This window comes from Arthrobacter sp. Y3221048, assembly GCF_059092685.1.
On record NZ_JBNHHX010000005.1, the window covers coordinates 13,913 to 26,897 of the forward strand.

A 12,985-nucleotide genomic window follows, 5' to 3' on the forward strand; every position below is an offset into this window, starting at 1 on the left:
TTTGAGTCTATTTTTCCGGCCTGGCCGGTACATCGAGTCTTGTCTTGAGCCTAGTGCACCCGTCCGGCGGGGACGGGTGCACCAGCGGAGGGCTTGTTACCCGTGCAGCGGGCGGCCGGCCAGCGCCATGGCGGCTTCGCCGAGGGCCTCGTTCTGCGTGGGGTGCGCGTGGATGAGCGCCGCGACGTCCTCCGGGTAGGCTTCCCAGCTGACGATCAGCTGCGCCTCGCCGATCTGCTCGCCGATGCGGCCGCCGATCATGTGCATGCCCACAATGGGGCCGTCCTTTTCGCGGACCATCTTGATCATGCCGTTGGTGCCCAGGATCGAGCTCTTGCCGTTGCCGGCCAGGTTGTACTCGACGGTTTCCACGTTGTCCTTGCCGAACTTCTCCTCGGCCTGCGGCTGGTTGAGGCCGACGGAGGCAATCTCCGGGTCGCAGTAGGTGACCTTCGGGATGTTGATGTCTTCGATGAGGGCCGGCTTGTTGCCGGCGATCTCCTCGGCCACGAAGATGCCCTGCTGGAATCCGCGGTGGGCCAGCTGGACGCCCGGGACGATGTCGCCGACGGCGTAGATGTTGCCGACGCCGGTGTGCAGCCGCTCATTGGTGATCACGAAGCCGCGGTCAACCGTGAGGCCGGCTTCCTCGAAGCCCAGTCCTGCGGTGCTCGGCCCGCGCCCGACGGCGACCAGCATCAGGTCGGCCTGGAACGTTTTGCCGTCGGCGAGGGTGACCACCACGCCGTCGTCGTTCTGTTCCACCTTGTCGAAGAAAACGCCGGTGTTGAACTTGATGCCGCGCTTCTTGAACGCGCGCTCCAGCTGCTTGATGATGGCCGGGTCCTCGTTGGGCACCAGCGAGGGCAGGCCCTCGACGATGGTGACGTCAACGCCGAACGAGTTCCAGACCGAGGCGAACTCGACGCCGATGACGCCGCCGCCGAGCACCACGGCGCTCTTGGGCAGGGTGTCCATCTTCAGGGCGTGGTCGGAGGTGATGACCTTGCCGCCGATTTCCAGGCCGGGGAGGGTCTTGGAGTAGGAACCGGTGGCCAGGACGATGTTCTTGCCCTTGTAGGCGGTGCCGCCGACCTCGATGGTGTCCGTGCCGACGAGCTTGCCTTCACCTTCGATGACGGTGATGCCCTTGGACTTGACCAGGCCGGTCAGGCCCTTGAACTTCCCGGCGATGACCCCGTCCTTGTAGGCATTGACGGCAGCCATATCGATGGAATCGAGGCTAACGTTCACGCCGTATTTCGCGGCGTCCTTGGCATGGTCGGCCAGCTCGGCCGAATGCAACAGCGCCTTGGTGGGGATGCAGCCGTTGTGCAGGCAGGTGCCGCCGAGCTTGCCCTTTTCCACCAGGCCGACGCTGAAGCCCAGCTGCACGGCGCGCAGGGCAGCGGCATAACCGCCGCTGCCGCCGCCGAGGATCAGGATGTCGAATTCTTGCGCTGTTGCCGAATCGGCCACGTGAACGCTCCCTCGCGTGTTCGCAACGTGTGGTGACACGTCGATGAGTTGATTGGGGTTGACGAACGAAGTTGGTTGGGTTTCACCTTAGCCCTCCCGCATACCATCATCTAGTTGGTGACGGCCCCAACAGGCCGGATTGTGTGCGGATTCACGCGGGAAGTGGCGAGGGATGCAGGCTCAGGAGCTGCGGGCCACCACATCCTCGGCATAGGCAACCAGCGTGCGGACGGCGACGCCGGTGCCCTCCTTCGGGGTGTAGCCGTGCGGAGAGCCTTCGTTGAAGGCCGGACCGGCGATGTCCAGGTGGGCCCACGGGATGCGCACGCCGCCGGATTCGCCCACGAACTCGCGCAGGAAGATCGCGGCGGTCAGCATGCCGCCGTACTTGTCGCCCATGTTGGACAGGTCTGCCACCTGCGAGTCCAGGCTGGGACGAAGTTCTTCCGGCAGCGGCATCGGCCAGAACAGTTCCCCCGCCCTGTCAGCGGCGGCCTTGACGGCATCACGTACCGGTTCTTCGCCCATGACCGCGGCCACCCGGCTGCCCAGCGCGACCATCTGCGCGCCCGTCAAGGTGGCGACGTCCAGCAGGACGTCGGGATGTTCCTCGCTGGCGGCAGCGAGTCCGTCGGCCATGACCAGCCGGCCTTCGGCGTCCGTGTTCAGCACTTCCACCGTCTTGCCGCCGTACATGGTTAATACGTCGGAGGGACGGGAGGCGGTGCCGGAGGGCATGTTTTCCGCCAGGCATAGCCACGCGGTGGCCTTCACCGGCAGTCCCAGCTCGGCGATGGCCAGGACGGCGTTCAGCACCACGGCCGCGCCCGCCATGTCGCACTTCATGGTCATCATGCCCGTGGCCGGCTTGAGCGAGAGGCCGCCGGAGTCGAAGGTGATGCCCTTGCCCACGAAGGCGAGCTTCGCCTTGGCCCGGACCGGCGCGTATTCCACCTTGACCAGGCGGGGCGGGCGGCTGGATCCCTTGCCGACGCCGGTCAAGCCGCCGTAGCCGTCCTTGGCCAGCCGGTTCTCGTCCAGGACGGTGACCTTGACCGGCAGGTTCCTGGCCATCTGCGTGGCCGCCTCGGCGAACGACTCCGGGTACAGGTGGCTCGGCGGCTGGTTGACCAGGGAGCGCGTCGCATTGACCGCCCGTCCCAGCACCGAGGCCCGCTTGAGCGCCTTCGCCAGTTCCTTATCGCCGGCGACCGGCGTGATGACGGTGGCTTCCGCCACCGGGCCGCGGACCCCGGCCCCGCGGGTGCGGTGATCGCTGAAGTCATAGGCCCCCAGGGCCGCGCCTTCGGCAACAGCCGCGGCTTCGGCGACCGTTCCGGCCGGCAGGCCGAGGGCCACCGACCGGACCCCGGCGAGTTGCCGCACGGCCGAGCCGGCGGTGCGGCGCAGGGTTTCTTCCGTCAGCGCCTGCCCGGGCAGCAATTTCCCGACGCCCGCCAGCACCACCACATCCGCCCCGGATTCGGGCAGCCCCGGCAGGCGGTGCACCTCGTCGGCGGCCCCGGTTACACCGAGCAGCGGGAGGGACTCCTGCAGCGTCTTCGACGCCTTGGCCGGCAACGGATTCTCCAGCAGGACCGGACCATCGCCGTCCTGTCCGACCGCAATGACGAGGGCGTTGGACTTGGCCTTTTTGACATCTTTGGCAATGGCGCTGAGCTTGAGCTCGGTCGTGGGGATCACGCAGATCTGTCCTAACTTCTCCTTCAGCCGGCCGGCGCCGGACGGGTGGTGCCCGCCGCCGCTCACCGGTTGCTTACCGTTGTGTTTACAGTAGTTCCAGCAGGAATGAGCCTTTAGAGGTTGGCCGGAACAGGGCCTGCACCTGTCGATCGTAGTCTCTCCGGCACCGGATCCGGTGCCGCGCACGCGCTGTCACGGCCAGCAGTGCAGGAATTTTTCCGCCCGCCCGGGCGCTGAACATTGCTAGAGAGCCATGCACGGCAGGGAAAGACGATGCCGGAACGGAGGGCACATTGCTGGATCCACAGTCGCTGATGTCGACCAACGCGGAGTTGTTCGACTCGCCTGCGCTGCGCGGGCTTGATCTCGTCATGGGATTTACCGGTGCAGCCGAAGCCGGTCATGTGGTGGAGCAGATCGGCGACGAATTGCTCGACGAGCTCGATGCACAGCTGGTCGCCTCCTTCGACGTCGACCAACTGGTGGACTACCGCAGCAGGCGGCCCCGCATCACCTTCGCGGGCGACCGTTTCACCGACTACGAAGCCCCCGCCATCGAGCTCTACCGGCTGGTCGACGGGCTCGGCACGCCGTTCCTGCTGTTGACCGGTCCCGAACCCGACTACCAGTGGGAGCGGTTCTCCCGGGCGGTCGTCTGGCTGGCGAACCGGCTCCAGACCCGGCTGGTCGCGTGGGTCCAGTCGCTTCCGATGCCGGTGCCGCACACCCGCCCGATCGGCGTCACCGTCCACGGCTCGCGGCAGGACCTGATCGACGGGATCACCAGTTGGAAGCCCCAGGCGGAGCTGCAGGCCGGCATCGGCCCGCTGCTGGAAATGCGCCTGGCCGAGGCCGGGCGCGACGTCGTCGGCTATTCCATCCATGTGCCCCACTACCTGTCGGACGCCCAGTACCCACCGGCCGCCGTCGCGGCACTGGAGTACGTCGGCGCCGCCACCTCGCTGACGTTGCCGACAGATCGGCTGCGCGAGACCGGACGCGAGGTCGAAAGCCAGATCGACCGGCAGGTACAGGATTCTGCCGACGTCCAGCGGGTCGTCGGCCGGTTGGAAGAGCGGTATGACGAGTACGCGGGGCACGAAGAGCGCCGCTCGCTGCTGGTCAAGGACAACGAAGAGCTTCCCGACGCCGACGAAATCGGCGCGGCCGTGGAGGCCTTCCTGGCCACCCGGCCTGCCACGGACGACGGCGGGGGCGAAGGAGCCTCCGCAGGGTCCGGCGACGCCGATTAGTACCTTGCCCCGGGCCGTGGGCAAGATGGAGCAATGGATTCGCGGCGGGCTTGGTGGGTGTGGGGGAGCGGGATATTCGCCTACTTGGTGGCGATCACCCAGCGGACAACCTTTGGCGTAGCAGGCCTGCAGGCCACTGAGCGCTTTGATGCCACCGCCGCCGCGTTGTCGACGTTCACCGTGCTTCAACTGGTGGTTTACGCGGGGTTGCAGATACCCGTGGGCCTGATGGTGGACAAGTACGGGCCGCGGATGATGGTGGCCGGAGGAGCCGTGCTGATGCTGGCCGGGCAAACCGCATTGGCTTTCGCGTCCTCGGTTCCCGAAGGGCTGGCCGGACGCGTCCTGGTCGGTGCCGGCGATGCCATGACCTTCGTGTCCGTGCTGCGGTTGCTGCCCAGTTGGTTCAGCGGGAAGCGGATACCGCTGCTGACCCAGTTGACCGGCCAGCTGGGTCAGATCGGCCAGCTGATCAGCGTCATCCCTTTCGTGGCCATCCTCAACCTTGCGGGTTGGACGCCGGCGTTCCTCTCCGTTGCCGCGCTCTCGGCGGTGGCCTTCGTCCTTGCCCTCGCGGTGGTCCGCAACGAGCCGGGCCAACAGCGGAAGGCCCCGCAGCCGAGCTTGCGCCAGACCGGGGCGTCGTTGGCCGAGGCGTGGCGGGAACCGGGTACGAGACTGGGACTGTGGACTCATTTCACGCTCCAGTTCCCCGCGAACGTATTCATGCTCATGTGGGGCTACCCGTTCCTGGTCTCGGCCCAGGGCCTGACGCCGACGGAAGCCTCGGTGCTGATGACGGCCGCGGTCCTTACCTCCTTCGTCGCCGGCCCGTTGCTGGGACGCTGGGTCGGCCGGCATCCCCTGAGGCGCTCCACCATGGTTCTGCTGATCGTTGCGGCAATGTCGGCGGCCTGGCTGTGCGTGCTGGTTTACCCCGGCCCTGCCCCGTATTGGCTGCTTCTGCTGCTGGTCATGGCCGTGTCCGTCGGGGGACCGGGGTCCATGATCGGCTTCGACTTCGCCAGGACCTTCAATCCGCTCAGCCGCGCCGGAACGGCAACCGGGATCGTCAACGTCGGCGGCTTTATCTCGGCGCTGCTGGTAATGCTCGGCATGGGCGTCGTCCTTGACGCCCTGCTGGCCAGCGGGTTCTCCCAGGGAGACCTGTACGCGCTGGACTCATTCAAGCTGGCCTTCAGCCTCCAGTTCCTGTTCCTGATCGCGGGCACGCTGGCGATGCTGGCCGTGCGCAAACGAGTGCGTACCCGGATGTCGCACGGAGGGATCACCGTGCCGCCGCTGCGTGACGCGCTGGCACGGGAGCGCCGCCGGCGGCGCGAACGGATCCGGGAACGCAGGGGGAACGGCGGAACCCGGGGCGGTTGAGCACCCTCCCTCCACAAGGCCTTCGCCAGGGCCACCGTCCACAGCGGCGACCCGTCGGCTAGCGGCCGGGCCGGCCGCAGCGGAAGGCTCCTGTCATGGAGAAGAAGAAGTTCACCGCCCGCCAGCCCGTCGACGTCCTGGGTTTCGTGCCGCATGCGCTGGGATTCCTTCCCGCCGACAGCGTGGTGCTGCTGGCCCTTTCCCGGGGCCGCCTGGGCGCGACGCTCCGCCTGGACCTCCCCACCAGCGAGGACAGCTGCCACCTCGAGCTGTTTACCGACACAGCGGCGGACTATCTGCGCTCCGATGAGGACGCCGACTCCGCGCTGCTGATTCTCTACACGGACCACCCCTGGCGTTCGCCGGACCGGCCGCCTCACGCCCGACTCGTAGCCTCCCTCGGCCGTTCCTTGTCCGCCGCCGGACTGCCGGTGCGCGGGGGCTGGACGGTGGGCCCGCAGCACTGGCGCGAGCTTTACTGCGGCGACATCGGATGCTGCCCGATGCCCGGGCGGCCGGTGTCACAGATCCGGGACAGTGCGTTGAACGCCGAACTTGTCTACAGCGGCAGCACCTATGCGGCATCCGCGGCAGAGGCCGCCGAAGCACCGTCACCGGCAACGTCCGCGGCGCCCGCTGCGGCGGCCGGTATACAGCAGGAGGCGGATCGGCTCGCCGAGGGACGCGCGGGAGGGTGGACCCATCCGGCCTTCTACTTCCATACCCTCTGCCGCTGGGAGCATTCCCTGGCCGCGCACCGGGCCGGAACCGTCACGGCGGAAGCACAGGCATTCCTGCTCGCAAGCCTGACCGACAACGCGGTCCGGGATGGCGTTGCCATCTTCGCCTGCAGCAGCCCCGAGACCGCGTACCGGTGGGCGGATGCGTCCGGCCTCCTCCAGGACACGGACGGGGCGACCGACGCGGTGCCGCCCACGGAGCCATTGCCCGGATCCGGCGATCCTGCGGCGGCCCGGGGCTGGTCAAGGATCTTGATCGGCGACTCGCCCCACGCTCCGGACTGGGATCGCGTGGATGCCACGGCCCACCTGCTCCAACACCTGCACGCCGTCGGAACGGGGCGCTCCCGCGCCGCCGCCGGCACGCTGCATGCCTGGATCGAATGGGCACGGGGGCGCGGTTCGCATGCGCATCAACGGGCGGAAGCCTGCCTGCGCGAATTGCCTGGCTACCGGCTTGCGGAACTGGTGCAGGAACTGGCGGGCAGCGGAATGCTGCCGGTGTGGGCGCGCCGGCGGGAGACGGCCTGGCCGGGCCGGAGGCACCTGGCGGCATGACCGCGGCGTCCGCGATGGTCGAAAACCAGTTCATCCGGCGGTCTGAATCGTGAGACAATGGGAACCGAGACCCGGTTGGGTTCGTGTTTCAAACAGCGGTAGTTCCTGCGGGAATACCGTCGCCGCGGAACAGGTTATGCCTTGCAGACCCTGCGTCCGTGGTTTGGTTTGAAGTCATTCACGGACTTGACAGGGTCATAGTGGTGTTACCCGCAGGTAGCGTCACAGACCGCCGTACGAAAGGTTCTCTGTGTCACCGGACAAGAAGACTGCTGCAGCTCCCGATGAGGAGACTGCTGCCTCCGCTCCGAAAAAGTCCGCGACGACCAAGCGCGCGGGCGCCCAGTCAGCGGCAGCGGCGGAAGCTGCTCCCAAACGGCGCGGCCGCAAGCCCGGTGCCGCTGCCAAAAAGGATGAGGCGAACACCGCCGGGCTGGCTACGGAAGAAGTCGACGAGGATCCCGAAGCTGAGCCGGAGCCCACGGAGGAAGATGTAGAAGCCGCCGAGGAAACCGGCGCCAAGAAGGGCAAGGAAGGCGAGACCGGTTCCGGGTTTGTTTACTCGGACGCCGACGACGACGACGCCCCCGCCCAGCAGGTAGTCTCCGCCGGCGCCACCGCAGACCCGGTCAAGGACTACCTGAAGCAGATCGGCAAGGTCGCCCTGCTGAACGCCGAGCAGGAAGTCGACCTCGCCCTGCGGATCGAGGCCGGTCTCTTCGCCGAAGAGAAGCTGGCCAAGGACGACGGCACCATGGAGACGCGCCTGCGACGCGACCTGGAGCAAATTGTCCACGACGGCAAGCGCGCCAAGAACCACCTGCTGGAAGCCAACCTGCGCCTGGTGGTCTCGCTGGCCAAGCGCTACACCGGCCGCGGCATGCTGTTCTTGGATCTGATCCAGGAAGGCAACCTGGGCCTGATCCGCGCCGTCGAGAAGTTCGACTACACCAAGGGCTTCAAGTTTTCCACCTACGCAACCTGGTGGATCCGGCAGGCCATCACCCGCGCCATGGCGGACCAGGCCCGCACGATCCGCATCCCGGTGCACATGGTGGAAGTCATCAACAAGCTGGCCCGCGTGCAGCGCCAAATGCTCCAGGACCTGGGCCGCGAGCCGACTCCCGAAGAGCTGGCCAAGGAACTGGACATGACGCCGGAAAAGGTCGTCGAGGTCCAGAAGTATGGGCGCGAGCCGATCTCGCTGCACACGCCGCTGGGCGAAGACGGCGACTCGGAGTTCGGCGACCTGATCGAAGACTCCGAAGCCGTGGTTCCCGCCGACGCGGTCAGCTTCACCTTGCTGCAGGAGCAGCTCCACTCGGTGCTGGACACACTGTCCGAGCGCGAAGCCGGCGTGGTGGCCATGCGCTTCGGGCTGACCGACGGCCAGCCGAAGACTTTAGACGAAATCGGCAAGGTCTACGGCGTCACCCGTGAACGCATCCGCCAGATCGAATCCAAGACCATGTCCAAGCTGCGGCACCCGTCGCGGTCGCAGGTACTGCGCGACTACCTGGACTGATATCCGACTGCGCAGCAGGGCCGGCACCCGCAGGGGCCGGCCCTGCTGCGTTAACCGGGGGGCACGGGAAGGGGAGAGAGCCCGCGCCGTATCCAGGCCCGTATGCGCCGGCGGAAACGCCTTCGGAAACGCCAAGGGCGCCGTTCCCCTTGCGGGGAACGGCGCCCTTTGATCGGGGTACCGCGCGGACCTGTCGGACCGCACCGGGGACGGGCTGCGGCTGCAGCTGTTCCCGGAGAACCTATTCGGCGGCGGCGCCGGCCTTTTCGGTCAGCCGGCCGGTCTCGTCCTGCCATTCCGAGGCCTTGGAGCGAAGCTGCGGCTCATGCTGCCGGGCATGGTGCCCGCAGAAGAGGAGTTCGCCGCCGGAGGAGGCCAGGACAGCCCGTACATAGGCTTGGGCGCCACACCGGTCGCATCGGTCCAATGCGGTCAGTTCACGGGGGGCTACTGCTGTTGTCATGATGACCTCCTTACGAGTGCGTCTATCCATAGAACCATCCGAAGCGCGTAAATCTTCGCAAGATGGGGCAACTTTCGCTCACCGCGTATCACGTGTCGGTAACAGCCGGGAGCTGCGTCACATGCCACCGTGCGCCCCGGCGCGGTGCACAAGCCCGCCCGCAAAGGGGATTAGCCTAGTAACGGTCCGTTATTCGCGGCGGGCCGCGGCCAAGGACCGCAGTTCTGTCTGCCAAGGAGCACTCGTACACGTGGCGCCAACGAAGTCTGAGTACACAGCACGCCATCTTTCCGTCCTGGAAGGGCTGGAAGCCGTCCGCAAAAGGCCGGGCATGTACATCGGGTCCACCGATTCCCGCGGGTTGATGCACTGCCTCTGGGAAATCATCGACAACTCCGTCGACGAGGCGCTGGCCGGCTACGGGCAGAGCATCAAAATCACGCTGCACCCGGACGGATCGGTGGAGATCCACGACGACGGTCGCGGCATCCCGGTGGACATCGAACCAAAAACCGGCTTGAGCGGCGTCGAAGTGGTGTTCACCAAGCTGCACGCCGGCGGCAAATTCGGCGGCGGCTCGTATACCGCCTCCGGCGGCCTGCACGGCGTCGGCGCCAGCGTGGTCAACGCCCTGTCGTCCCGCCTGGATGTCCAGGTGGACCGCGGCGGCAAGACATACCAAATGTCCTTCCGCCGCGGCGAGCCGGGCAAGTTCATCGACACGGCCCGGGGGCCGGGCCCGGAGTCCACGTTCGAGCCGTTCGTCACCGGCTCCAAGCTGGAAGTGGTCGGTACCGCCAAGCGCGGCGTCACCGGCACGCGCATCAGGTACTGGGGCGACAGGCAGATCTTTACCCCGGACGCCAAATTCTCCTACGAAGAGCTGCAGAACCGGGCCCGGCAGACCTCGTTCCTGGTGCCGGGGCTGAAGATCACGCTGCGCGACGCGCGCAAAATGGCCGGCACCCCCGGCGGGGACGGCCCGATCGAGGAAGTGTTCCACCACGACGGCGGCATTGCCGAGTTCGTCGAGTACCTGGCCAACGACAGCGCCGTCACGGATGTCTGGCGCTTCCACGGCTCCGGCAAGTTCAAGGAAACCGTTCCGGTACTCGACGAAAACGGTCACAGCAAGATTGCCGAGGTCGACCGCGACTGCGAGGTGGACGTGGCCTTGCGCTGGGGCATCGGCTACGACACCACGGTCCGTTCCTACGTAAACATCATTGCCACTCCCAAGGGCGGCACGCACCAGACCGGCTTCGAACAGGCGCTCCTGAAGACCTTCCGCAAGGTGATCGAGGCCAACGCGCGCAAGCTCAAGGCCGGCAGCGACAAGATCGAAAAGGACGACGTCTTCGCCGGCCTGACCGCGGTGCTCACCGTCCGCCTGGCCGAGCCGCAGTTCGAAGGCCAGACCAAGGAGATCCTGGGCACCTCCGCCGTACGCGCCATCGTGTCCCGGGTGGTGGAGAAGGAGCTGTCCGCCAAGCTGGCGTCCTCGAACCGCGGGGACAAGGCCCAATCCGCGCTGCTGCTGGAAAAGGTCGTCAGCGAGATGAAATCCCGCATTTCGGCCCGCGTCCACAAGGAGACGCAGCGGCGCAAGAATGCGCTGGAGACCTCATCCATGCCGGCAAAGCTGATCGACTGCCGCACCAACGAAGTCGAACGCACCGAGCTGTTCATCGTCGAGGGCGACAGCGCTTTGGGCACGGCGCGGCTGGCCCGCTCTTCGGACCATCAGGCGCTGCTGCCCATCCGCGGCAAGATCCTCAACGTGCAGAAGGCCTCGGTGGGCGACATGCTCTCCAACGCCGAATGCGCGGCCATCATCCAGGTGGTCGGGGCCGGGTCGGGACGCAGCTTCCAACTGGACGCCGCCCGCTACGGCAAGGTCGTGCTCATGACGGATGCCGACGTCGACGGCGCGCACATCCGCACGCTGCTGCTGACGCTCTTCTTCCGCTACATGCGCCCCCTGGTCGACGCCGGACGCGTCTTCGCCGCCGTGCCGCCGCTGCACCGCGTGGAGATCATCAATCATGGCGCCAAGGCCAACGAGGTGGTGTACACCTACTCGGAGAACGAACTCCACAAACTGCTCGCCACGCTGGAGCAGGACGGCAGGAAGTACAAGGAGCCGATCCAGCGCTACAAGGGCCTGGGCGAAATGGACGCCGACCAGCTGGCCGAGACCACCATGGAGCCTCGCCACCGAACCTTGCGCAGGGTGCGGATCGAGGACGCCGAAGCCGCCGAGCGCGCCTTCGACCTGCTGATGGGTTCCGACGTGGCCCCGCGCAAGGAGTTCATCGTGGCCGGCGCCTCGATGCTGGACCGGGAACGGATCGACGCCTAGGCCGCCAGCCCGGGTGCCACCAGCAGGGCGGTCGGCACCGCCAGCAGCAATGCCGCGGCCAGCAGCACCGCGGCCCGGGCTGCCCCGCTGAGGGCCGGAACAGGGGAGAGCAGCCGCCGGAGCCGGTGTGCGGTGACAAGGGTTTCCGCCTCGGCGGCGCCGAGCAAAGCCTTCGCGGGGTCGCCGATGCCGGCGGCGGGGCCCGCCGTGGCCGCCGGCCGCTCACCGGCGGCGACGACGGCGATAGCACGCACCAGTGTCCCGCGGTCCGACGTCTTCAGGGCATGGTCGTCTGCGAGCATCTCGATCAGCTCGTTCACGGCCGTCCTGGCCAGCTTCGACGTGGGGAGCCAGGGCAGGGCCGCCCGCCAGGCGGCGAAGGCCCACAGCAGCAGGTCGTGGCGCTGTTCCAGATGCGCCTTTTCATGCGTCATGACGGCGTGCAGTTCGTCCGGCGAGAGCAACTCGAGCAGACCGTTCGAGAGCACCGTGACCGAGCCGCCGCCGCCCGGCAGGCAGTAGGCCACCGGCGCCGGATGGTTGATCACCAAGGTGCGCGGGGAGTCCTCGGACGGGGAGCTGAGCAGGTTCAGCAGGTCGCGGTGCCGGCCGCGCTGCTTGCGGATCTTGTAGTAGGTCAGCAGCAGCGTGAAGACCAAATGGACGGAGAGCAGCAGGGCGGCGCTGAGCGCGAACACGTGCACCAGGTCAAGGCCCGTGTCCGCGCTGTCGTCAAGCAAAAGGCCGGTCAGTCCACGAAGGCCCGCCAGCAGGTGTTCGCCCAGTGGTTCCAGGCCCCACGTCAGCATCGCCCCGATCATGGACAGGCCGCCGGCCAAGGCGATGGCTTGCCAAAGCACCAGCGCCGTCCCGGGACTGCGGGCTGTCCAGCGTGCCCGAGAGAGCAGGATGGGAGCCGGCCACGCCAAAATGACCGCCATGGCGGCCAGCAGATAGGAGGCCAGGAACATTCAGCTCAGTCGGAAGAGAGGATCTTGCGCAGGGTTTCGGCTTCCTCGTCGCTGACCGTGCCGATAAACCGGGCCAGGACGGCCTCGCGGTCCGGGGCCGAGCCCAAGACTTCGTGCATCAGCTCCACGGTGTGCTCTTCACGGCTCGTTACTGCCCGGTAGCGGTGGGGGCGGATGTCGCGGCCGCGCTGGACCAGTCCCTTCTTCTCAAGCCGGGACAGGACCGTCAGCACCGTCGTGACGGCCAACTCCTTGCCATCCGCTCCGTCCGCGGAGACCTGTGCCAAAGTGTCGCGCAGCTCATTGGCCGTCAGGCCGGCTTCAGCAGGATCGGCGGCGTTCTGGGACCACAGCACGTCCATGACCGCCCGTTCCAAATCTCCGAGAGTAGCCATCTGGTTCCTTTTCGTCTCTTTAACGTCGCATCGACGGCGCGCAGAACCTTTCCGCGACCGTGCTCTTGGTCTCTAATTTACCGTCTTTCGCCCAAATGTTCTACAGTTCGTAGAAGATTAAGTTCTACGGCTTGTAGAAAAGGTTT

General features: G+C 66.9%; 10 protein-coding genes. 5 read left to right on the top strand and 5 right to left on the bottom strand.

The features are described 5' to 3' along the window. Window positions 1-96: 96 nt before the first annotated feature. Together lpdA and AC5RVS_RS14755 are read right to left on the bottom strand one after the other, a co-directional pair. The gene (gene lpdA, locus AC5RVS_RS14750; protein ID WP_494108703.1) at window positions 97-1,479 is read right to left on the bottom strand and encodes a dihydrolipoyl dehydrogenase; all 1,383 of its coding nucleotides are present in this window, start codon (window positions 1,477-1,479) and stop codon (window positions 97-99) included. A 180-nt stretch (window positions 1,480-1,659) separates the two neighbouring features. Then, entirely contained in the window at window positions 1,660-3,183 is a 1,524-nt protein-coding gene (locus tag AC5RVS_RS14755; protein ID WP_494108704.1) for a leucyl aminopeptidase, read from the bottom strand. A 314-nt stretch (window positions 3,184-3,497) separates the two neighbouring features. Here AC5RVS_RS14755 and AC5RVS_RS14760 point away from each other — a divergent pair, with 314 nt between their 5' ends. From AC5RVS_RS14760 to AC5RVS_RS14775, 4 genes are all read left to right on the top strand, one after another. Beyond that, a complete protein-coding gene (locus AC5RVS_RS14760) occupies window positions 3,498-4,436 on the top strand; it encodes a proteasome assembly chaperone family protein (protein ID WP_494108851.1) in 939 nt (312 codons plus the stop codon). Between the two features lie 33 nt (window positions 4,437-4,469). Further along, window positions 4,470-5,825, top strand: coding sequence for an MFS transporter (locus tag AC5RVS_RS14765; protein WP_494108705.1), 1,356 nt, complete (start codon window positions 4,470-4,472; stop codon window positions 5,823-5,825). Window positions 5,826-5,920: 95 nt separating this feature from the next. Beyond that, window positions 5,921-7,123: a DUF4192 domain-containing protein gene (locus AC5RVS_RS14770; RefSeq protein ID WP_494108706.1), complete on the top strand. Its 1,203-nt coding sequence runs from the start codon at window positions 5,921-5,923 to the stop codon at window positions 7,121-7,123. Window positions 7,124-7,373: 250 nt separating this feature from the next. After that, window positions 7,374-8,648 (top strand): RNA polymerase sigma factor, encoded by a 1,275-nt coding sequence (locus AC5RVS_RS14775; protein ID WP_494108707.1) that lies wholly within the window; start codon window positions 7,374-7,376, stop codon window positions 8,646-8,648. 241 nt (window positions 8,649-8,889) lie between these two features. Here AC5RVS_RS14775 and AC5RVS_RS14780 read toward each other — a convergent pair whose 3' ends face one another. After that, window positions 8,890-9,111 carry a DUF7455 domain-containing protein gene (locus AC5RVS_RS14780; protein ID WP_493987436.1) on the bottom strand — a complete coding sequence of 74 codons (222 nt, stop codon included), beginning with the start codon at window positions 9,109-9,111 and terminating at the stop codon, window positions 8,890-8,892. 250 nt (window positions 9,112-9,361) lie between these two features. On the opposite strand from AC5RVS_RS14780, the gene AC5RVS_RS14785 reads away from it, so the two are divergent. After that, entirely contained in the window at window positions 9,362-11,473 is a 2,112-nt protein-coding gene (locus AC5RVS_RS14785) for a DNA gyrase/topoisomerase IV subunit B (protein WP_494108708.1), read from the top strand. On the opposite strand, the gene AC5RVS_RS14790 is transcribed toward AC5RVS_RS14785, so the two are convergent. Next, on the bottom strand, window positions 11,470-12,444 hold the full coding sequence (locus AC5RVS_RS14790) for a M56 family metallopeptidase (RefSeq protein WP_493987434.1): 975 nt from the start codon (window positions 12,442-12,444) through the stop codon (window positions 11,470-11,472). The two genes, AC5RVS_RS14785 and AC5RVS_RS14790, sit on opposite strands and share 4 nt — an antisense overlap. Window positions 12,445-12,449: 5 nt before the next feature. Further along, window positions 12,450-12,839 carry a BlaI/MecI/CopY family transcriptional regulator gene (locus tag AC5RVS_RS14795; protein ID WP_493987433.1) on the bottom strand — a complete coding sequence of 130 codons (390 nt, stop codon included), beginning with the start codon at window positions 12,837-12,839 and terminating at the stop codon, window positions 12,450-12,452. Window positions 12,840-12,985 lie beyond the last annotated feature (146 nt).